Genomic DNA, 20,212 nt, shown 5'->3' with positions numbered 1-20,212 from the left:
AGATCCCGCCAGAGGAGCTGGCCAGTACACGGATCGTCTGGGATCTTGGTGGGGGGACGGCCGGTGAGCGCCTGAATGGCCAGCACCCCAACCGAATAGATATCGCTGCAGGGCTGGGGCTTGCCGCTGAGCTGTTCCGGGGCCATGTAGCCCACTGAGCCAATCACCGTCGCCAACTGGGTTTGGCCAGGGGCAGGGCTGCCTAGCCGTCCCACCTCCTTCACCGCCCCAAAGTCAATCAACACCAGCTTGCCATCGGCGTCGCGGCGCATCAGGTTGGCTGGCTTGATGTCCCGATGCACGATTTGACGGGCATGGACGTAGTGGAGGATCTCCAGAATCTCCCACAGCAGTTTGACGACCTCCGCCTTGCTTAGAGGCTGGCCAGCCACCAGCTCTTGGCCGAGATCGTGCCCAGCAATGAACTCCTCGACCAAGTAGAACTCCTGATCCTGCTCGAAGTGGGCCAAGAGGCGGGGCACCCGGTCGTAGTTGTTGAGCCGGTTGAGAACCTTGGCTTCCCGCTCGAACAGCTTGCGGGCTGTGGCCAGGGTGTAGGGATCGGTGGAGAGGGGGCGCAGGCGCTTGACCACGCAGGGAGTATTGAAAGTGTCGCGATCCACCGCTTTGTAGGTAACCCCAAAGCCCCCCTGCCCCAAAAGGCCAAGGATTTCGTAGCGTCCCCGCAGAAGGGTTCCCGGCTTAACCTTGTCTTCCATAGCCCAGCTTGCCCCGCTGTGACCTTGGTCACAGCAAGCTGGCTCGATTTTGCCACAAGCTGCTCCCCTGCGGCGAGCTTGCCCCTAGTCCTGCACGTACTCTTCGCCGGAGATGAGGGCCGCCTCTGCCTTCTGGAACTCCCGCCCCAGGTAGGCAGCGTGGCTAAGCTGGGAGACTACCTTCTCGCTTTCCTTTTCAAAGATCTGGACACACAACTCTTTGGCCGTCCGCCCAACGTACACCCGCTGCGGCGGGCGATTGACTGGCCCTCGCGCTGGGATCACCGCTCCAGTCTCCGGGTCAGTGGCCAGCCCCCGCTCGTTGATCACGGTGCTGTAGTACTTGGCGCAAATGAGCTGCTGCTGTCGATCCACATAGATGACAAAGTAGCCTGCCGGGTCTAGCTCCAGGGGCCGGCGGGAAAGCTGGTCATCAATGCGGCGCACCTGCTCCCGCAGAGACTCAGAGGAAAAAGACGACATAGTAAAGTTGCCAAGAAGCTAGCAAAACGGGTGCCAAAAACGTAGCCAAGACTACCTTCATTATCCCTATTGTGGCCGAGGAATGGGATCCCTTGCTTCAGGAGAAGTCTTAGGGTTTGCCAGTGCTTTTTCAAGCATTGGCAGTTACTTAAAGCCTTGGCAAACCCAGTGGAAAGGCGGATGCCTGCAAGTAGAAGGTGAGATTACCGTGGAAGCAGTGAGCGAAGGACAGTCTTTGCCAAAATGCACTCGGCTGAAGCTGAGAGGCTTGGGGGGGTTGGGATCCCTGAGGTAACCCCTCCAACGGAGAAAGGGGGAGCTGGTCACCTCCTCATCGTGGGCAATCAGCGCGACAGCCGCCTGTTGCTGAGGAAATTGCTGGAGAGCAGTAGCTACCAGGTCAGCGAGGCGGAAAACGGCCAGCAGGCCCTGCAAATGGTGCAAACCCTGCAGCCGGATCTGATTTTGTTGGATGTAAGGATGCCGGGGCTCGACGGATTTGAGGTCTGTCGGCGCATCAAGGCCAATGGGGAGACGCGCTTGATCCCGGTGGTGCTGATGACAGCCGCTAGCGACCGCAAAAATCGCCTGCGGGGCATTGAGGCGGGGGCCGATGATTTTCTCGGCAAGCCCTTTGACGAGGCGGAATTGCTGGCGCGGGTGCGTTCCCTCGTTCACCAGAAGCATTTGAACGAAGACTTGGATCATGCCGCCCAGGCTTTATTTGCCATTGCCCGCATTGTGGAAAGCCGGGATCCCATCACTGGGGATCACTGTGAGCGCCTGGCACAACTGGCCAAAAGCTTTGGCGAGTTTCTCCAGCTACCCCGTCCTCTAATCAAGGTGCTGACCTGGGGAGGCTACCTGCACGATATCGGCAAAGTGGGTATACCTGATGCGATTTTGGGCAAAACGGGCAAGCATACGCCGGAAGAGTGGGAGGTGATGAAATCCCATGTCTTGATTGGAGAGGAGATCTGCCGCCCGCTGCGCACCCTGAGAGATGTGCTGCCCCTCATCCGCCACCACCACGAGCGTTGGGATGGCAGCGGCTATCCCGATGGCCTCAGGGGAGAAGGGATCCCGCTGGTGGCCCGCATCTTCCAGATTGTCGATATCTACGACGCCCTCACCTCGGAGCGACCCTACAAGCGCGCCTTCACCGTTCAAGAGGCCATGGACATCCTGCGGGAAGAAACGGCCAAGGGCTGGCGGGATCCCTACTTGGTGGAGCGTTTCTTCGAGTTTCTGCAGTCACGGCTGCCCCAGTTGAAGTAGACTAGGCCCAGTAGGCTCCTCAAGGCAAATCCTTTGGCAGGCGCAGATCCTCTACGGCGCTGTGTAGGCTGCCGCCAATTGTTTCCCCGCTCCCAGTTGTGGCGGCTGGTTAGGCAATACGACACTCACCAGGTGCTTTTGGGCAGAGGCATGGGTCGTTCTGCCTACCTATGTCGCCGGCTAGAATGCTTGCAGGCAGCCCGGCGGAGGCACCAGATGAGTAGAGCCCTCAAGGCGCCGGTGCCCGACTCGCTGTGGCAACTGCTGGAGCAGGAATTGCTGCGCAGTTCTGAGGCAGAAAGCCTCCAGGAGACATCAGTCCCAGAGGGGCGAGTCTCAGAGCAACCTCAGTAGCCCTGAATCGGTCAAGGTACCGGGTTCACTCCGTTCCAGCTACACGGTAGCCCCTCTTAGCTGTCAGAATGGGGCTGGGGGAGGTCGGCCGTGGCCAACTTCTGGGAACTGTAGAAGGGCTATCCTAAAAAGGCACTGTCGGTGTTGCTTCCTGCCCTAGTTGCCTATGCCCCCCGGCCCTTTTGGACTTAGATTCCCCCTGGAATTATGCTGCAGCAGGTTTAGTCTCAATCCGTTAATTGAGGTTGATTCAACTCCTGTAAAACTGACAAGGAGAGAGGAGCAGAGGCAAGCAGAGGAATGACCGACAAAGTTCGACTGTACGACCTTGCCCGCGAACTGGGGCGTGACAATCGCGAGGTGCTGGAGGTTTGTGAGCAGTTGGGGATCCCTTTCAAGAGCCACAGCAGCACCATTTCCCTAGAGCAAGCTGAGTTGGTGCGTAGCAAGCTGGGCAAGTCCCCTATTGTGAAACCGCCTCGCCCGCGGAGCAAGCCGCAAGGAAGCTCGCCAGCTGAGCCGGCGGCGGAAGCCAAGGCGAGCGAGCGCCCTCAGGCTATTGTTGGCATTCGCCGGCCTGCTCCTGCTCAGCAGCCAGCCCCCCCTAGTGAAGCCAGTCCTCCCAAAACGCTGCTGCAGCGACCTGAACGTATCCCTCCGCCAAAAGAGGCTCCTGCAGTCAGCCCGCCGCAGCCACCAGTTGCTCGCGTGGGTGAGACAAGGCCACAGCCGACGCCCCCTCCAGCTCGACCTGAGCCGGCTGTAGCCAAAGCAGCTAGCCCCCAGGCCGGCCCTGCTCCGGCGGCCAAGCGCCCAACGGTGCTCCCCCCTCCACGACGGCCTGAGTCGCCTCAAGCGGCTTCCGAGCCCAGCCCTGCTCCTGGTCCTGCAGAAGCGAAGGCTTCTCCTCCCCCAACTGCCCAGCGACCGCGTCCCCAGCTCGTGGGCCCACCTGTTCGCCCTGCCAGTCCTCGTGAGCCCCAGCCGGCAGCTCTCAAAAAGGAAGACAGCCCCAGCAAAGTGGAGGAGGCTCCCCGTCCCCAGCGGCGGCTGGAGTTGGTGGGGCCCCCCACCCGTCCTACGGCTAAAACGGTTCCCGCCGAGTCAGCATCCTCTCCCCCCTTGCCAGAAGGGATCTCCACTCCCGTGCTGGTCGAGGCTCCTGGGCGGCCTGCCACGCCCAAGGTCAAGCGCAAGACGGTGGAAGAAGAGGAGGACGAGGAGCTAAAAGCCCTCGAACGGCGATCCAGCCGCAGCCAGGCCGAGCGCAAGCGCAAACGCAGACGCGAGGAAGGAGATGGAGATGGCTTGGATTTGGATTCTCTGACGGCGATCTCCACCGTCAAGCAAGCGCAGCTAAACGCCATCCAGCCCTTGCCCCGTCCCACTGCCAAGCCCCCTGCCCAGCGTCCGCCGACAGCGGCTGTTTCAACCCCGCGCCCTCGGCCAGCTGCTGAGCGCTCCCCGCAGCTATCCACTAAAACTAGCCCCCCTGAGGAGACGGCGGAATTGCCGCCGCAAGAGAAGGTTCTGGTTCTTGAGGGCAGCCTCAGTGTGCAGGAACTAGCCCAGCGCCTGCGGGTGTCGGAAACTGAGATCATCAAAACCCTCTTCTTTAAGGGGGTGAAGGTAACCATCAACCAGGTTTTAGACGAGTTGCTGGCTGAGACGGTGGCCAAAGAGTTGGGCTATGAGATCCGCCGGCCGGAGACGGAGCCCAAAGCTAGGAAAAGCGAGATGCTTGAGTTGGAGGACATTGACCATCTGGTGCCCCGTCCGCCGGTGGTCACCATCATGGGTCACGTGGATCACGGCAAAACCACTTTGCTCGATGCCATCCGCCACACTAACGTGGCCCAGCAAGAAGCCGGTGGGATCACCCAGCGCATTGGCGCCTACCACGTGGACGTAGACTTTGAGGGCCAGAAGCGGCGCATTGTTTTTCTGGATACTCCTGGCCACCAGGCCTTCACGGCCATGCGCGCCCGCGGCGCCAGCGTTACTGACATCGCTGTCCTGGTGGTGGCTGCCGACGATGGGGTGCAGCCGCAGACGCTGGAGGCCATCAGCCATGCGCGGGCAGCCCAGGTGCCCATCATTGTGGCCATCAACAAGATTGACAAGCCCGGCAGCCAGCCGGAGCGCGTCAAGCAGCAGCTGGCAGAGCATGGGCTGGTGCCGGAGGAGTGGGGTGGCGACACGCCCATGGTGCAGGTCAGCGCTCTCACCCGCCGCAACCTAGACGCCTTGCTAGAGATGATCCTGTTGGTAGCGGATGTGGCGGAGCTGCAGGCCAACCCCAATCGTCCCGCTCGCGGCACTGTTATCGAGGCCCACCTGGACAAAGCGCGGGGGCCAGTGGCCACTCTATTGGTGCAAAACGGCACCCTGCGGGTGGGGGATACGCTGGTGGCGGGCGCAGTGTTTGGCCGCGTCAAGGCAATGATGGACGACCGTGGCCAACGGCTACAGGAGGCCGGGCCCTCTTCAGCGGTACAACTGCTGGGCTTGGAGGAGGTGCCGGCGGCAGGGGATGAGTTTCAGGTCTACAGCGATGAGAAAGAGGCACGCCGCATTGCTGAGGAGCGGGCGGAGGCGCTGCGGCAGAGCCGCTTGCAACAGGCGTCGCTCTCTCGCCGCGTCAGCCTGGCTAGCATTTCAGCTCAAGCTCAGGAAGGCCAGCTCAAAGAGTTGAACCTGATCCTCAAAACAGATGTCCAGGGATCCGCCGAGGCCATCCAGACGGCACTGCAGGATCTGCCGCAAGAGGAGGTGCGCCTGCGGGTTCTTCTGGCAGCTCCTGGGGAGATCACCGAGACTGACGTGGATCTGGCAGCAGCCAGCGACGCCATTATCTTGGGCTTTAACACCACCTTTGCCCCTGGCGCGCGGCGGGCTGCCGACGAGAAGGGGGTCGATGTGCGCGAATACGACATCATCTACAACCTGCTGGACGACCTGCGGGCAGCCATGGAAGGCCTGCTGGAGCCAGAGGAGGTAGAAGAGCCGCTGGGCCAGGCGGAAGTGCGCAAAGTCATCCCCATCAGCCGCGGCACCGTTGCCGGCAGCTACGTGCTCTCCGGCAAAGTGCAGCGCAACGCCTTGGTGCGGGTTCGCCGCAAAGGAGAGGTAGTCTACGAGGGGCGCCTCGACTCTCTCAGACGCTTCAAGGACGACGTGCGGGAGGTAACTGCCGGCTTCGAGTGTGGGATCGCCATCGAGAAGTTCGACGCCTGGCAAGAAGGGGACATTATCGAGGTCTACCAGATGGTTACCAAGCGGCGGACCCTAGCGCCTGCCTAGTCATTTGGGCGGCCTCCCCTCCCAGCGGGAGGATTTGCTCGAGAACAGTGGAGGCAGTTGTCAAGGGGAAGGGAGGAATGCAGCGGAGCCAGCGATTGAGTCAGATGTTGTTTGTAACCCTGCGGGAGGATCCTGCCGAAGCAGAGCTGGCCAGCCACAAGCTGCTGCTGCGAGGCGGCTTTATCCGGCGGCTCTCCTCCGGGATCTACACCTATCTGCCCCTGCTCTGGCGGGTGCTGCAGAAGATCTCGAACATCATTCGGGAAGAGATGAACGCCATTGGGGCCCAGGAGTGTCTCTTGCCCCAGTTGCAGCCAGCGGAGATCTGGCGGGAGTCGGGCCGCTGGGAGGTGTATACCCAGGCAGAAGGGATCATGTTTGCCCTCGAAGACCGCCAGGGGCGCGAGCTGGCCCTGGGCCCCACCCACGAAGAGGTGATTACCCTGCTGGCCCGGGATCTCATCCGCTCTTATCGCCAGTTGCCGCAAATCCTCTATCAAATCCAGACCAAGTTCCGCGACGAGATCCGACCTCGCTTTGGCTTGCTGCGGGGCCGGGAATTCCTCATGAAAGACGCCTACTCCTTCCACGCCACTGAAGAGAGCCTGCGCCAGACCTACCAGGATATGTACCGCGCCTACAGCCGCATCCTGCGTCGCTGCGGGCTACAGTTTCGCGTGGTGGAGGCCGATGCGGGCGCCATTGGCGGGCCCTCGGCAATGTCCCAGGAGTTCATGGTGCTGGCTTCTGCCGGGGAAGACGAGATCCTCTACACCCCCGATGGCTCCTATGCTGCCAATGTGGAGAAAGCCGTCTCCCTTCCGCCGCCGGCAGCCGAGTCTCCCTACACAGCCTTCCAGGTTCTGGATACGCCGGGAACGGAAACCATCGAGAAGCTGGCGGCTTTCTTGAAGATCTCCCCCACTTTGATCGTCAAGAATGTGCTCTACCAGGCCCTTTACGACAACGGCCTGCGGGTGGTGGTTTTACTAAGCATCCGCGGGGATCAAGAGGTCAATGAAGTGAAGTTGGCCAACCACCTCAACCGTCTGGCGGAGCGCTACCAAGCCAAGAAGCTGCTCAAACTCACTTTGGCGGATGCTGAGATCCAAAAAAGCTGGCAAGGGGATCCGGTTCCCGTGGGCTACATTGCCCCTGACCTGCCCGATAGCTGTCTAGGCCCGCAGGAACACTTTGCCCCCAAGATTTTGCGCCTGGCTGACCAGACAGCAGCCCTGCTGAAGAACTTTGTAACCGGTAGTAACCAGGTGGGGCGACACGTGGTGGGAGCCAACTGGGGGGAGCAGTACCCCTTGCCGGAGGTGGTTGACGTGCGCAAAGCCCAACCAGGAGATCGCTGTCTATCCAACCCTGACCAGGTGCTCCAGGGGGCAAGGGGCATTGAGGTTGGCCATATCTTCCAGTTGGGCCTCAAGTTCTCGCTGCCGCTGCGGGCTACCTTTGCCGACGAGCACGGCGTTGAGCAGCCGCTGTGGATGGGCTGCTACGGCATTGGGGTATCGCGACTAGCCCAGGCGGCGGTGGAACAGTCCCATGACGCCAACGGCATCATCTGGCCGGTGGCCATTGCCCCCTACCACGTGGTGGTGGTAGTGCCCAACACTGCTGACCCGGAGCAGATGCAGGTGGCAGAAAAATTGGTGCAAGAGCTGGACGCTGCTGGCATCGAGACCCTCTGGGACGACCGAGATGAGCGAGCCGGCGTCAAGTTTAAAGATGCCGATCTCATCGGGATCCCCTATCGCCTGACTACGGGGCGCAGCCTCAAGCAGGGCAAAGTGGAATTGGCGGAACGGGCCACCGGTCAGGCCGTAGACCTTCCCATCGAAGCGGTGGTGGCTACCCTGAAAGAGCGCCTCGCCGCTGCCCTAGCGGTGCCCGACTGAGGAGTTGCCTTGCAGCGGTTTTTTCCCTATGATGGGGTATATCTCGATCCTCGGTAGCTCAGCGGTAGAGCGGTCGGCTGTTAACCGATTGGTCGCAAGTTCGAATCTTGCCCGAGGAGTTTGCTAGCTGAAATCTTGAGCCGGGGGGTATAATACCCTCTGGCTGTTTCTTCGTCACGTCTTCCGAGGGTATTGGTTGTGATCGACCTGTCGCGGATCCCTGCCCAACCAGAGCCAGGCCTGCTCAACCTTTTGATCGAGATCCCTGGCGGCAGTAAGAACAAGTACGAGTTTGACAAAGAGATGGGCGTGATGATCCTAGACCGGGTGCTCTACTCCTCGGTGCAGTACCCCTACGACTACGGCTTTGTGCCCAACACGCGGGCAGGGGACGGGGATCCCTTGGATGGCCTGGTGATCATGGATCAGCCGACCTTCCCGGGGTGTGTGATTGCGGTGCGCCCGCTGGGCATGCTGCAGATGATCGACGCGGGGGAGCCGGATGAGAAGTTGCTGTGTGTGCCGGCTAAGGATCCTCGCTACGCTTCCGTAACCAAGTTGGAAGATATTGCCCAGCACCGCCTGGACGAGATTGCCGAGTTTTTTGCCACCTACAAGCGCTTGGAGAAGAAAGAAACCCAGATTCTGGGCTGGAAAGGCCTGGCCGAAACCGAGGCCGTTATCGCCAGCAGCATTGCCGCCTGCCAACAGCCCAAGTAGCTCCCCAGGCTTTCCAGGCTAGAGCTGCCGCTGAGGGCGCTGGCCAGTCAGCGCCAAGTTCTCCAGGTTCTTTGAGCTAGCCTAGGTTTAGACGCGACGGCTTCTTCTATGGCGGATATCCTCTACCACCTGGAGCAGTGGGCAGCGGAGCTGGTTCAAGGTCAATTGCAGCACCTTTCTCCCCTGAGCCTGCTGGCGATGGGTCTAGCAGGTCTGGTTACCAGCCTTTCCCCCTGTATGCTCTCCATGGTGCCGGTAACCATCGGCTACATCGGCGGCTACACTCCCAGCGCCCCCGCAGCGGCCGGAGAGGTGCGCCGGCAGGTCTGGGTGCCATCCCTGGGCTTTGCCGTTGGTGTGGCTTTGACCCTCAGCCTGCTGGGCTTGGGAGCAGCCTTGCTAGGCCGGGTTTACGGACAAACCACCCCCTTTGGATCCCTAGTAGCGGGCGGGCTCGCCATCCTCATGGGCTTGAACCTGCTGGAGGTCGTCCCCTTGCGCTTTCCCAGTTGGTTTAACGGGTTGGAGATCCCTGGCGAGTGGCCCAGACTAGGCCGGTCGGTGTTGCTGGGATCCACCTTTGGTCTAGCAGCCTCTCCCTGCAGTACGCCAGTTTTGGTGGCCTTGCTAGGCTGGGTCTCCACCACAGGGCAGCCCTGGGTGGGAGGTGGGCTACTGCTGACCTACGCCCTAGGGCTGGTCTTGCCGCTGCTGTTGGCGGGGGTGTTTACTGGCGCGATTAAGCAACTGCTGGCCCTGCGGCGCTGGTCGGGCTGGCTTACCTATGCCAGTGGCCTGGTGCTGGTGGGGTTCGGCACCGTCACCATCCTCTCGGCTTGGACCTAGGGGAGCTTGTATGTCCAAGGATTCTGCCCCGCTGGCGCGGTGGCTTTCCCCCCTGCGGCGCTATCTGCGCCATGAACTGCTGCCGCTGCTGGCGGATTTGCGGCTAGCCATCGGCCTTCTCTTGGCAATTGCTGTTTTCAGTGCCATCGGCACGGTAATCGAGCAAGAGGAAACGGTGGCCTTCTATCAGGCCCACTACCCCGAGCAGCCGGCCCTGTTTGGCTTTCTCACCTGGCGGCTGATCCTCAAGCTGGGGCTGGATCACGTCTATCGCACCCCTTGGTTTCTGGCTCTTTTGATCCTACTTGGCAGCAGCCTGGCTGCCTGTTCTCTCACGCGCCAATGGCCGATGCTCAAGGCGGCCCGTCGCTGGAGCTACCTCACCCGCCCCCCTGCCTTCCAGCGGCTGCCCTTTTGGACCTATCTGCCCAAGCAATCCCTGCAAGGATTGCCGCAGCGGCTGCGCCAAGGGGGCTACGCTGTGTTTCAGGAGGGATCCTGCCTCTACGCCCGCAAGGGGTTGATTGGGCGGTTCGGCCCCATCCTGGTGCACGTCAGCCTGCTGCTCATCCTGTTGGGGGCCATCTGGGGCAGCCTTGCCGGCTTCACGGCCCAGGAGCTGATTCCCAGCGGCGGGGTTGCCGCCATTGAACACATCACCGGGGCGGGGGATCTGGCTCGTCTGCCCACCTGGCAGATTCGGGTCAACCGCTTCTGGATTGACTATGCTCCCGACGGGCGGGTGAAGCAGTTTTATTCTGACCTCTCCATTCTGGAGGGGGGCCAGGAGGTCAAACGCCAGACCCTCTCTGTCAACCATCCCCTCTCCTACCAGGGCGTGACCCTCTACCAGGCCGACTGGAGCATCGACAGCATCCGCATCCGCCTCAACAACAGCCCCCCCTTCCAGATCCCAGTGGTGCGGGTGCCCAACCAGGCGGGCAACAAGCTCTGGGGCGCTTTTATCCCCACTCGGCCGGATCTTAGCGAGGGCCTGACGCTGTTACTGCCGGATCTGCAGGGGACAGCTCTCCTCTACGACACCGAGGGCCAGTGGATAGGATCCCTGCGCCAGGGCATGAGTCTAGCTCTCGACGAAGTTGCCCCGCAGCGCTTCCCCAACCGCCTCACCCTGCACCTGGATGAGGTTATCGGTGCAACCGGCCTGCAGATTAAATCGGATCCAGGGATCCCCCTTGTCTACCTTGGCTTTGGGCTGCTGATGCTGGGAGTGGTGATGAGCTATTTCAGCTACAGCCAGGTTTGGGCCCTGGAGACGGAGGCAGGACTCTACCTAGGGGGCAAAACCAACCGCGCCCTAGTGACCTTCGAGCAGGAGTTTGCCCGCCTGGTGGAGCAGCAAAGGCTTGCCTCCTCCCCTTCTGGGGAGAAAGAGTCTCGCCCTGCCGAGGCCAGCCTCTAAGCTCTCTGCCTACGAAAAAAATCTTGGGGCAACTATGGCTTTTTCTCCTGCGCTGGCGGCTTTTCTTTCCAGCCAAGCCACTGCTATCCCCATCCAAACTCCCTCGACCGTTGCGGAACTGGCTCAAATCCTCAGGGAGTGCCAGGGGCGGAAGGTGCTGCCGCTGGGGCAGGGGAGCAAGTGGGGATGGGCCCCTTGCCTGGAAACAGTGGATCTCATCCTCTCCACCCGGGGGCTGCGCCGCCTCATTGACCATGCGGCTGCCGACCTGACCGTAACAGTAGAGGCCGGCATGACCTTGGCGGAGCTGCAGCAGATCCTGGCCGAGCAAGGGCAATGGTGGCCGGTGGATCCCCTTTACCCTGACTGGGCCACAGTGGGCGGCATTATCGCCACCGCCGATACGGGCTCGCTGCGCTGGCGCTACGGCAGCATTGGCGACCTCGTGCTGGGCATCACCTGGGTGCGGGCCGACGGGGAGGTGGCTAAAGCAGGGGGACGGGTGGTTAAGAACGTAGCCGGTTACAACCTGACGAGGTTGTTTACTGGATCCCTGGGCAGTTTGGGGATCCTGACGCAGGTAACCCTGCGGCTCTATCCTTTGCCGGCGGCCCAAGCAACCTTGCTGGCCACAGGAGCCCTGGCCGACTTGGAGGTCCTGGCTCGGCAGGTGCTGAATGCGCCGGTCAGCCCAGCGGGGGTGGATCTCTGGCTAAGGGGGGAGGGATCCCAGCTCTGGATCCACTTCCACGGCTCGGAGCGGGTAGTTGCCCAACAGACGGCTCTGGTGCAGCGGCTAGCTCCTGCGGGATTGAGCTGGCAAGAGGTAAGGCCTGGGGCTCCGCCTCTGCCCTTGCCCCGTTCGGGGATGGTGTTGGCCAAGTTTGGCTGCTTGCCCAGCCAAAGCCTGGCAACTCTGGAGCAGTTCCAATCCCTTTTCCCTAGCGCCCAGGTGCAACTGCACCGCGGCTGCGGATTGGGGCGAGCCTGGATCCCTCAGCCTGACCAGGGATCCCTGCTGCAACTGCAGCGCCATCTCCAGGCTGCGGGAGGGTTTCTTGTGCTCTTGGAGGCGCCGCCGGCTCTAAAGACCGCCCTAGCCCCCAACTTTGGCCCGACAGCAACCTTGATGCAGAGGCTGAAGCAGCAGTTTGACCCGGCTGGGATTTTCGGCCCCCGTTTAGTCTAACTGCTTAGGAGCGCCCTCCCCTCCCCAACATCTCCAGCAAGGTTCTAGCAGCATCTTGGCCAGAGAGCCAGGCCCCTTCTACGCGACCTCCAGCGCACCAATCGCCAGCGCACACCAGGGGGAGTCTCTTGCCGGAACCCGTAGGAACGTAGGTGCCAAGGCTGGCTAGACCTATCGCCTCCCCAGGAAGAGCGTAGCGCCAGCGGTGAACCTGGATCCACTGCGGCGAGGCCAGCCAGGATCCCAAGCGCTGGGCAGCATGGGCCAGCAGCTCTCGACCGGCCTTTTCCAGCTCCTCAGGCGCGGCCTCGAGATACAGCGACGACCACTCCGCTCCCCCGTGCAAAACCACCAGCGGCGGCAGGGGCTGGGGCCGCTTGCTGCTGTCTAGGGCCACCCAAGCCAATAGGGGATCGTCCAAACCCTTGATCCCTTTCCAGGGGGGCAGCGGCGTGTCTTCGGCGTAGCTAGCCAACACGGCAACGCAAGGCTGGTAGGCAGCGGATTCCAGAAGGGATAACAGGTTGTCCCCAGGAGCAATCTTTCCTCGCAGCAAAGGCAGCAACTGGGGAGCGGGGATGGCCATCACCAGGGCCGCAGCCTCGTAGCACTGGCCATCTTCGGCTTGCACTTGCCAACTGGTTGGCTGGGGCTCGAGGCCCACTACCCGAGTTTGGGTGTAAACCGCTAGGGGAGCAGCTAGCTGCTTAGCCAGCGCCGTCATGCCCTGGGGAGAGACATAGCGCGGCTTCTGGTCGTTGGCATTTTCTAGGTGCAGCCCTTCCTGATCCAGCAGATGCAAGGAACGAGTCCACTCCCTCAGCAGTCCTAGGCCCAGGAGCTCCCTGACCCAGCGATAGAAGCCATCGGAATTGGCAGTCAGGTACTGCGCTCCGTGATCTACGGGCACTGTCTGTCCAGCGTGCTGAACCCGTCGAGTGGCCATGCGCCCGCCAAGGCCTGCCGATTTCTCCAGTACCAGAACCTGCAGCCCTGCCCGCAACAGTTGCCGTGCGCAGGTTAAGCCGGCCACCCCTGCTCCGACAACAATGACATCCGCTGACTTCCGGTCAGCCAGCGCAGGCGACGGCCCTGCCTCTGGGGGATTTGCGTCCGACATACAGGGAGTCTAGGAGCTGCCAACGGATCCTAGCTGTTGCTCTTGCCAAAGGGGTTGTTACCCCTCTCGCCAAAGAGCTTGGCTTCCCCCTTGATGGCAGCCTTGATGATGTTGTAAGCGGCCCAGCTTACAGCTAAAACAACAGGAGCCAGAATGAGCAGGGGACGGAGATCCATCTCCATAAGCTCTGTCCTCTCCAAGGGCAACACAACCTACGTCCAGGATAAACCCAATTGACGTTCCCCCCAGCCCCCAAGGGTGGGGATGCTTTCAAGGGTGCGCTGGGCAACACCTCCTCTATGGCGCTGAAGCCTGCTTGCGCTCTTTGGGCCCTGGGCCTTAGCTGGCGGCAGCCTTGGTTAAGCCGGCTCCGCTTTTGACGCTAGGGATCCCTGCAGACGACGGATAAGCTCGATCGGCAGGCCATCGGGATCGGCAATGAAAGCCACCTCGTAGGTTTGAGACCCAATTTTCTGGCATTGAGGCGGCAACACCACGGTTAGGGGCCCTTGCGCTTGTAAATGCTCTAGGTAGGTGGCCAGGGATCCCCATTCGGGGCCCACCTCAAAAGAGGGGTGGTAGTAGCCCACATAGTGGGGATCCCCAAAGGGATCGGGGGCAGGGTGGGGCTGGGGTACCTGAATCAGCTCCAGGCGGCCCCAGGGACCGCGCATCCAGCAGGCCAAAGTGATCCCGGCAGTGAACCGTTCTTCCACCTTAAAGCCCAGCCTCTCGTAGAAGGCCATGGAGCGGAAGATATCGGCAGTGCGAATCGAAAAGTGGTGCATGGTCAGGAGTGTCCCCAGATCTGGAAACTGGAGTCTCAGGAGGAGGCCTAGCGAAAGCTGCCTAGTCAAGCGCAGACAGACTTGCTACGCTCCAGAGAAGAGTCCCTAACTCTTGAGCAACTCTTACAGCACGCCCTAGCCCGCCAAAAGTGGGGGCGCGGTAGCCGCAGTCAGTCTTTTTAGACCTCATCATGCCCAAGCTGGTCATTGTTGAATCTCCTACCAAAGCTCGTACCATCCGCAGCTTCTTGCCCGCCGACTATGAGGTGCAGGCCTCAATGGGACATGTGCGCGATCTGCCCGAGTCGGCTGCCGACATTCCCGAGGAGGTGAAGGATCAAGAGTGGAGCCGCCTAGGGGTCAATGTCCACGCTAACTTCGAGCCTCTCTACGTGATCCCCAAAGACAAAAGAAAGGTGGTCAAGGAGCTGAAGGAGGCGCTCAAGAAAGCAGATGAGCTGATCCTGGCCACCGACGAAGACCGGGAGGGAGAAAGCATCAGTTGGCACCTGCAACAGGTGTTGCAGCCCAAGGTGCCTACCCGCCGCATGGTGTTCCACGAAATCACCCGCGAGGCCATTCAGGAGGCCCTGCAAAATTGTCGCGAGGTGAACGAGCAGCTGGTGCGGGCCCAAGAGACCCGCCGCATCCTGGATCGCCTGGTGGGCTACACTCTGTCGCCGCTGCTGTGGAAAAAGATTGGCCCCAAGCTCTCAGCCGGGCGGGTGCAGTCGGTGGCGGTTAAGCTCTTGGTGGATCGGGAGCGGGAGCGGCGGGCCTTCAAGAAAGCCTTCTACTGGGATCTCCGAGCAGAGCTGCAGTCAAAGGGCGCTGGCTCGGCGACGGTTTTCCCGGCAGAGCTGGTGAGCCTGGGTGGCAAGCGGCTAGCCAGTGGACACGACTTCGATCCCAGCACGGGGCAGCTGATAGCCGGGCGAGAGGTAGTGCTCTTGGATCAAGCCCAGGCGGAGTCCCTGCGGGAGCGCTTAGTGGGGAAAGTCTGGGTGGTCAGCTCTGTAGAAGAGCGCCCCTCCATCCGCAAGCCCGCCCCTCCCTTCACCACCTCCACGCTGCAACAAGAGGCCAACCGCAAGCTGCGCCTGTCAGCCCAGCAGACGATGCGCATTGCCCAAAAGCTCTACGAGGAGGGCTACATCACCTACATGCGCACCGACTCGGTGCATTTGTCAGAGCAGGCCATCCGTGCTGCCCGCGCCTGCGTGGAGGCGATGTACGGCAGGGAGTACCTCAGCCCTGAGCCGCGGCAGTACACCACTACAACCAAAGGGGCCCAAGAAGCCCACGAGGCCATTCGCCCTGCTGGCTCGGAGTTTCGCCTGCCCAGCCAAACCCCGCTCACGGGGCAGGAGCTGGCCCTCTACGACCTCATCTGGAAGCGTACCGTCGCTAGCCAAATGGCTGAGGCGCGGCAAACCCACACGGTTGTGCTCATTACGGTCGACGAGGCGGTATTCCGGGCCAGCGGCAAGCGCATTGACTTCCCCGGCTTCTTCCGCGCCTACGTAGAGGGATCCGACGACCCAGAGGCGGCTTTGGAAGATCAAGAGGTGCACCTGCCCCTACTGCAGGTAGGGGAGCAAGTGGACTGCCTGCGGCTGGAGCCGGTGGTTCATGAAACCCAACCTCCGCCCCGCTACACCGAAGCCTCCCTGGTGAAGGTGTTGGAAAAGGAGGGCATTGGCCGGCCCAGCACCTATGCCACCATCCTGAGTACCATCCAGAGCCGGGGCTACGTGAGGTTGATGGGAAGCGCCCTTGTGCCCACCTACACGGCCTTTGCCGTTACCGAGCTGCTGGAAAAATACTTCCCCAACCTCGTCAACGTCCACTTCACTGCCGAGATGGAGCAAACCCTGGACGACATCGCCTCCGGCCAGGCAGAGTGGCTGCCCTATTTGCGCCACTTCTTCCTGGGTGAGCAGGGCCTTGAGGGGCAAGTGAAGGCACGGGAGCTAGAAATTGACCCCAACCTGGCTCGCTCCATTCACCTAGAAAACCTGCCCGCCAAGATTGGTATTGGCCCCTACGGACCCTATGTGGTGGTCGAAACCGAAGCAGGAGAGGTACGTGCCAACCTACCTGAGGATATTCCCCCTGCCGACTTGACCCTTGAACACATCGAGGAGCTTATCCGGCGCAAGCAGGAAGGCCCCAAGCCCATCGCCTTCCACCCAGAGACCCAAGAGCCAATCTACGTGATCCCGCAGGGCCCCTATGGACCCTATGTCCAGTTGGGGGAAATTTCTGAGGAAAACCAAAAGCCTAAGCGCGTCTCCCTGCCCAAAGGGCTAAAGCCGGAGGACGTCACTCCAGAGATTGCCCTGGGGTTGCTGAGCCTACCCCGTACGTTGGGCGAACACCCCAAATCGGGGAAAAAGGTGCAGGCCGGTATTGGCCGCTTCGGCCCCTACGTGGCTTGCGACGGGGAGTTTCGCTCGCTGCCCCCCGATGAGAATGTCCTGACCATTAGCTTGGAGCGGGCCCTGGAGCTGTTGGCCCAGCCCAAAAAGAGCCGCAGTCGCGCCTCGGCCAAACCCCTAGGCGAGCTGGGATCCCACCCCGAGGATGGCAAGCCCGTAACTCTCCACGACGGCCCCTATGGGCTCTACGTCAAGCACGGCAAAGTCAACGCCTCGCTGCCCAAAGATCTCTCCCCTGCAGCCGTGACCCTGGAGATGGCTCTGGAACTGCTGGCGGAAAAAGAGGGCAAGGGCCAGGCAAAAGCCAGCCGACCAGCGGCGGCCAAGCGGGCCAAGAAGGCTGAAGCTGCTCCCCAGAAGCAACAATCCCATCCCACCCTGCTGGAGGCTGTCTCCAAAGCTCGGGCTTGAGCGGTGGGGGTAGGGGCAACTTGCTGGCTAACTCGGCTTGTTCTGCAAGGAAACTAAGCAGCTTGTTCAAAAATGCTCCGAACCAAGCTGCTAATGATGGAGAGGGCAATTGCCCCAACCAGTGCCCAGCCGAAGTTGTCAACCTTGAAGGCGTCACCGGCAAGCTTGTCGGCAATGAGCAAGCAAATGGCGTTCAAAATTAGGGAAAACAGACCAAAAGTGAAGATCGTAAGCGGTAGGGTAATCAACTGCAGGAGTGGCTTCACCAAGCTATTCACCAAACCAATGGCTAGCGCCGCTACCAAGGCACCTCCAAACCCGGAGACGTGGATCCCAGGCAAAAGCCAAGCCAAGATCATCACGCTCAAGGCCGACATCAGCCAGGTGGCTAAAAGAGCTGCCATACCTTCTCCCTTCCCTCGCTGGGGTAGCCGTTTCGCCCTCTATGCTATTTCAATGTGAGACATCTCGGAGGCCGGCAGCTCCTCGGGACTGTACGTTTGCAGGGCCAAGGCATGGATGCTCTGCCCCATCTGCTCGGCTAGGGCGGCGTACACTAGGCGATGGCGCTGCAAAAGCGTTTTGCCAGTAAAAAGAGGCGACACCACCTGTACGCGGTAGTGTCCTCCCGCTCCCTGGTGCCGTCCCCTATGGCCAGCATGGCGGTGCGACTCGTCCTCCACGTGGACGTAGAGAGCTTGCAGCTTTTCAGCCAGGAGCTGCCGCAGGCCATCCAAGGTGAGCATGGGATCCCTCAAGGTTAAGGATCAGCCTTGGCAAAGGCGGCTTCCACCAGGGGGCGCAGCTCGTTGCGGGCATGCATCTCCTGGAGAATGTCACAGCCGCCAATGAACTCCCCGTTGATATAGATTTGTGGGAGGGTTGGCCAGTTGGAAAACTCTTTGATCCCTTGCCGAAGTTCCGGATCCTCGAGCACGTTAATGGCTGTGTAGGGGAAGCCCAAGCTGTCCAAAATGCGCACGGCTGTGTAGGAAAACCCACACATGGGCATTTCTGGGGTGCCCTTCATGTAGATCAGCACCTTGTGGGTGCGAATTTGCTCGCGGATTTTCTCTTCCAAAAGAGGGTCTAGCATAGCCGCTTGCAAGTTAAGCACTAGCCGTGATCTCATTTTCGTTCACTTCTAGGTGGCTTGACATTCTCCCTGCCCTTTGGGGTAGGGATTCTTTCTCAGGCAGCAGGATGCTTCCTACTGGCTGAGCTACAAAGCGCTCCGCGCCGCCGTAGGCGAAAGAGCATGAGGCTTAAACCTCAACCCTATGGGGGATGCCATAGCCCCAACTACTGGGCCTAAGCCCAGATACGTTTAGCTGTGCGCTGCACCCTCCTATGAATAGGTGGAGCAATTCTCGCATTCTAGCAAAAGCCGCCCTCTTGCGCTCTTCGGGCCGGAGGCCTCAAGGGCGGGGCTTGAACCCAGTTTTCTTGGTCAACAGGTGTAGGCTGCCAGGGATCCCTCCCACTGGCAACAAAAAGTGCTAGAAGGGGAGAAGTGGAGGTTCCCTATCGGAGGCCGTTCATGCTGACTGAGGCCAAGCAGTCGGCGGCAGAAAGCTCCCAACTAGACAGAGGTGAGGCTCCCCCCTCCAGCCAGCCAAAGCCAAAGCTGGGGTTCTGGCAGCAATTTTGGGAAGATGTCGACTGTGTCTTTGAGCGGGATCCGGCAGCTCGCAACCGCTGGGAGGTCCTCCTCACCTACCCAGGCGTCCATGCCTTGTTTCTGCACCGCATCGCCCATTGGCTGTGGCAGCGGCGCTGCTTCTTGCTGGCCCGGCTGATCAGTTCTATTTCCCGCTCCCTCACCTTGATTGAAATTCACCCAGCAGCCCGGATTGGACGGCGCTTTTTCATCGACCATGGCTGCGGCGTGGTCATCGGCGAGACTGCGGAAATTGGCGACGATGTTACCATCTATCACGGCGTTACCTTGGGGGGCACCTCTTGGACGAAGGGCAAACGGCATCCTACCCTGGAAGACGGGGTAATCGTAGGCACAGGAGCGAAAATCCTTGGCCCAGTCCGCATTGGCGCTAGAGCCCGCATTGGAGCCAACGCCGTCGTGATTCACGATGTGCCCCCTGGGATGACGGTGGTTGGGATCCCAGGCCGGGCAGTCCTCCCACCCCATCAACGCCGCATCCCCGCCCACGGCATTGACCTCGACCACCACCTCATGCCCGACCCGGTAGGACGGGCAATTGAGCAGTTGCTGCACCGCATTCAAGAGCTGGAAGCCGAGGTAGCCCACCTCAAGCAAGAGCGGGAGCAGGCCCGGCAAGAACAGGTTAGAGGCGAATGAAGCAGCAGCCGTGCAAGAGGTTTCTTGGGGGGATCCCCTGCCATTGTCCAAGGCAGATCTTGGGATCCCGGTTTTAGCCGGGGGAACTGTCAGCAAGTGTCTCCTGGCTGTCCACCACTCGTCGCAGCACGCCGTTGACGAAAGCGGCAGCCTCCGGATCCCCATACTTTTTGGCCAACTCTACAGCTTCGTTGATGGCGACCTTAACGGGGCTGCTGGCCAGTATTTCCATCTCCACCACCGCCAGGCGCAGGATATCGCGCTCGATCCGCCCCACCCGCTGCAGTTGCCAGCCCACCAAGACCCCCTGCAGGCGCGCATCGATAGCTTCCTTGTGGGTGTGCAGGGCAGTCAACAGTTGCAGGGCATAGGCGCGCACCTCCGGCGCTTGGACAATGTGCAACAGCTCCGGCATGGAGAGGGCAGACCCCAGGCGGTTGACGGCCTTTTGGGACAACTGAACAACTTCCTCCAGGATGTGGCGGACGCTTTGCAGCCGCTGCTCCAGGTGCTCCAGGGCTTGACCCGCGTTGCCGAGGGCCACCTGGGCCTGGTAGACCAGCTCCGGCAACTCCTTTGGCACAGCGACCTCCTGCAAAGCCCTTTCCAGACGCTGCAGCTGCCGCTGGGCCTGCTGAAGACGGAGAGCCAGGGAACGGGATCCGCTCTCCTCCTTCGCCTCAGAAACGGCCAACAACAGGGGATCGCTCTCCTGCAACAGGCGGTCGCTGCGCTGGATCTCCGCTGCTGCGGTTGCAAGGGTTTCGTGGGTTTCTTCCTGCAAGGTGCGGATAGCTGCCAACAGCAAGTCTTCCAATTGTTTTTCGCTGAGTTTGGCCGCCGTGGTCGGCAGTTGGCTGACCCCCAGCAAGGCCAGTTCGCGGGCAACACGCCGAGGTTGCATGGCAAA

19 protein-coding genes and 1 tRNA gene are annotated in these 20,212 nt (G+C 61.0%); 11 read left to right on the top strand and 9 right to left on the bottom strand.

Features of this window, described 5'->3' with window-relative positions; genetic code table 11:
- A partial coding sequence (locus tag NW814_RS04920; RefSeq protein WP_414405421.1) for a protein kinase domain-containing protein occupies positions 1-719 on the bottom strand: 719 nt, incomplete at its 3' end.
- Positions 720-803: 84 nt separating this feature from the next.
- Positions 804-1,202 carry a DUF4346 domain-containing protein gene (locus tag NW814_RS04915; protein ID WP_414405420.1) on the bottom strand — a complete coding sequence of 133 codons (399 nt, stop codon included), beginning with the start codon at positions 1,200-1,202 and terminating at the stop codon, positions 804-806.
- 243 nt (positions 1,203-1,445) lie between these two features.
- Here NW814_RS04915 and NW814_RS04910 point away from each other — a divergent pair, with 243 nt between their 5' ends.
- The 9 genes from NW814_RS04910 (at position 1,446) to NW814_RS04870 (ending at position 12,222) form a co-directional block, all read left to right on the top strand.
- Positions 1,446-2,480: an HD domain-containing phosphohydrolase gene (locus tag NW814_RS04910; protein ID WP_414405419.1), complete on the top strand. Its 1,035-nt coding sequence runs from the start codon at positions 1,446-1,448 to the stop codon at positions 2,478-2,480.
- 33 nt (positions 2,481-2,513) lie between these two features.
- A complete protein-coding gene (locus NW814_RS04905) occupies positions 2,514-2,834 on the top strand; it encodes a YlxR family protein (protein WP_414393383.1) in 321 nt (106 codons plus the stop codon).
- 300 nt (positions 2,835-3,134) lie between these two features.
- On the top strand, positions 3,135-6,137 hold the full coding sequence (infB, locus tag NW814_RS04900; RefSeq protein ID WP_414405418.1) for a translation initiation factor IF-2: 3,003 nt from the start codon (positions 3,135-3,137) through the stop codon (positions 6,135-6,137).
- A gap of 77 nt (positions 6,138-6,214) precedes the next feature.
- Complete coding sequence (locus NW814_RS04895) at positions 6,215-8,044, top strand: proline--tRNA ligase (protein ID WP_414405417.1); 1,830 nt, start codon at positions 6,215-6,217, stop codon at positions 8,042-8,044.
- Between the two features lie 47 nt (positions 8,045-8,091).
- Positions 8,092-8,163, top strand: a tRNA-Asn gene (locus NW814_RS04890).
- Between the two features lie 82 nt (positions 8,164-8,245).
- On the top strand, positions 8,246-8,764 hold the full coding sequence (locus NW814_RS04885) for an inorganic diphosphatase (RefSeq protein ID WP_414393789.1): 519 nt from the start codon (positions 8,246-8,248) through the stop codon (positions 8,762-8,764).
- A 108-nt stretch (positions 8,765-8,872) separates the two neighbouring features.
- Complete coding sequence (locus tag NW814_RS04880; RefSeq protein ID WP_414405416.1) at positions 8,873-9,610, top strand: cytochrome c biogenesis protein CcdA; 738 nt, start codon at positions 8,873-8,875, stop codon at positions 9,608-9,610.
- A gap of 10 nt (positions 9,611-9,620) precedes the next feature.
- Positions 9,621-11,033, top strand: coding sequence for a cytochrome c biogenesis protein (locus NW814_RS04875; protein WP_414405415.1), 1,413 nt, complete (start codon positions 9,621-9,623; stop codon positions 11,031-11,033).
- 34 nt (positions 11,034-11,067) lie between these two features.
- Positions 11,068-12,222 carry an FAD-binding oxidoreductase gene (locus tag NW814_RS04870; RefSeq protein ID WP_414405414.1) on the top strand — a complete coding sequence of 385 codons (1,155 nt, stop codon included), beginning with the start codon at positions 11,068-11,070 and terminating at the stop codon, positions 12,220-12,222.
- A 4-nt stretch (positions 12,223-12,226) separates the two neighbouring features.
- Here the strand turns inward: NW814_RS04870 and NW814_RS04865 are convergent, their stop codons facing one another.
- From NW814_RS04865 to NW814_RS04855, 3 genes are all read right to left on the bottom strand, one after another.
- Positions 12,227-13,342: an NAD(P)/FAD-dependent oxidoreductase gene (locus NW814_RS04865; RefSeq protein ID WP_414405413.1), complete on the bottom strand. Its 1,116-nt coding sequence runs from the start codon at positions 13,340-13,342 to the stop codon at positions 12,227-12,229.
- A gap of 29 nt (positions 13,343-13,371) precedes the next feature.
- Positions 13,372-13,524 (bottom strand): photosystem II protein Y, encoded by a 153-nt coding sequence (locus NW814_RS04860; RefSeq protein ID WP_414393370.1) that lies wholly within the window; start codon positions 13,522-13,524, stop codon positions 13,372-13,374.
- Positions 13,525-13,701: 177 nt separating this feature from the next.
- A complete protein-coding gene (locus NW814_RS04855; protein WP_414405412.1) occupies positions 13,702-14,130 on the bottom strand; it encodes a VOC family protein in 429 nt (142 codons plus the stop codon).
- Between the two features lie 191 nt (positions 14,131-14,321).
- On the opposite strand from NW814_RS04855, the gene topA reads away from it, so the two are divergent.
- A complete protein-coding gene (topA, locus tag NW814_RS04850) occupies positions 14,322-16,982 on the top strand; it encodes a type I DNA topoisomerase (protein WP_414405411.1) in 2,661 nt (886 codons plus the stop codon).
- A gap of 53 nt (positions 16,983-17,035) precedes the next feature.
- Here topA and NW814_RS04845 read toward each other — a convergent pair whose 3' ends face one another.
- The 3 genes from NW814_RS04845 to grxD are packed head-to-tail and all read right to left on the bottom strand — an operon-like array spanning position 17,036 to position 18,078.
- Positions 17,036-17,386 carry a phage holin family protein gene (locus NW814_RS04845; protein WP_011429463.1) on the bottom strand — a complete coding sequence of 117 codons (351 nt, stop codon included), beginning with the start codon at positions 17,384-17,386 and terminating at the stop codon, positions 17,036-17,038.
- Between the two features lie 39 nt (positions 17,387-17,425).
- Entirely contained in the window at positions 17,426-17,740 is a 315-nt protein-coding gene (locus NW814_RS04840) for a BolA family protein (protein ID WP_414405410.1), read from the bottom strand.
- 2 nt (positions 17,741-17,742) lie between these two features.
- On the bottom strand, positions 17,743-18,078 hold the full coding sequence (gene grxD / locus NW814_RS04835; protein WP_414393788.1) for a Grx4 family monothiol glutaredoxin: 336 nt from the start codon (positions 18,076-18,078) through the stop codon (positions 17,743-17,745).
- 444 nt (positions 18,079-18,522) lie between these two features.
- On the opposite strand from grxD, the gene cysE reads away from it, so the two are divergent.
- On the top strand, positions 18,523-19,302 hold the full coding sequence (gene cysE, locus NW814_RS04830; protein WP_414405409.1) for a serine O-acetyltransferase: 780 nt from the start codon (positions 18,523-18,525) through the stop codon (positions 19,300-19,302).
- Positions 19,303-19,375: 73 nt separating this feature from the next.
- Here the strand turns inward: cysE and nusB are convergent, their stop codons facing one another.
- The gene (gene nusB / locus NW814_RS04825; protein ID WP_414405408.1) at positions 19,376-20,206 is read right to left on the bottom strand and encodes a transcription antitermination factor NusB; all 831 of its coding nucleotides are present in this window, start codon (positions 20,204-20,206) and stop codon (positions 19,376-19,378) included.
- Positions 20,207-20,212: the final 6 nt, after the last annotated feature.

The organism is Synechococcus sp. R65.1, assembly GCF_047461755.1.
In the GTDB taxonomy this organism is placed as follows: Bacteria; Cyanobacteriota; Cyanobacteriia; order Thermostichales; family Thermostichaceae; genus Thermostichus.
The sequence above is the reverse complement of the archived record's forward strand: the minus strand, read 5'-3'. Positions and strand labels throughout refer to the sequence as shown.

Coding starts and splice junctions, on each gene's coding strand:
- nusB (WP_414405408.1), bottom strand. CDS start 20,206: ATGCAACCTCGGCGTGTTGCCCGCGAACTGGCCTTGCTGGGGGTCAGC.
- NW814_RS04870 (WP_414405414.1), top strand. CDS start 11,068: ATGGCTTTTTCTCCTGCGCTGGCGGCTTTTCTTTCCAGCCAAGCCACT.
- cysE (WP_414405409.1), top strand. CDS start 18,523: ATGCTGACTGAGGCCAAGCAGTCGGCGGCAGAAAGCTCCCAACTAGAC.
- NW814_RS04875 (WP_414405415.1), top strand. CDS start 9,621: ATGTCCAAGGATTCTGCCCCGCTGGCGCGGTGGCTTTCCCCCCTGCGG.
- infB (WP_414405418.1), top strand. CDS start 3,135: ATGACCGACAAAGTTCGACTGTACGACCTTGCCCGCGAACTGGGGCGT.
- topA (WP_414405411.1), top strand. CDS start 14,322: ATGCCCAAGCTGGTCATTGTTGAATCTCCTACCAAAGCTCGTACCATC.
- NW814_RS04845 (WP_011429463.1), bottom strand. CDS start 17,386: ATGGCAGCTCTTTTAGCCACCTGGCTGATGTCGGCCTTGAGCGTGATG.
- NW814_RS04880 (WP_414405416.1), top strand. CDS start 8,873: ATGGCGGATATCCTCTACCACCTGGAGCAGTGGGCAGCGGAGCTGGTT.
- NW814_RS04860 (WP_414393370.1), bottom strand. CDS start 13,524: ATGGAGATGGATCTCCGTCCCCTGCTCATTCTGGCTCCTGTTGTTTTA.
- grxD (WP_414393788.1), bottom strand. CDS start 18,078: ATGCTAGACCCTCTTTTGGAAGAGAAAATCCGCGAGCAAATTCGCACC.
- NW814_RS04895 (WP_414405417.1), top strand. CDS start 6,215: ATGCAGCGGAGCCAGCGATTGAGTCAGATGTTGTTTGTAACCCTGCGG.
- NW814_RS04865 (WP_414405413.1), bottom strand. CDS start 13,342: ATGTCGGACGCAAATCCCCCAGAGGCAGGGCCGTCGCCTGCGCTGGCT.
- NW814_RS04915 (WP_414405420.1), bottom strand. CDS start 1,202: ATGTCGTCTTTTTCCTCTGAGTCTCTGCGGGAGCAGGTGCGCCGCATT.
- NW814_RS04855 (WP_414405412.1), bottom strand. CDS start 14,130: ATGCACCACTTTTCGATTCGCACTGCCGATATCTTCCGCTCCATGGCC.
- NW814_RS04910 (WP_414405419.1), top strand. CDS start 1,446: ATGCACTCGGCTGAAGCTGAGAGGCTTGGGGGGGTTGGGATCCCTGAG.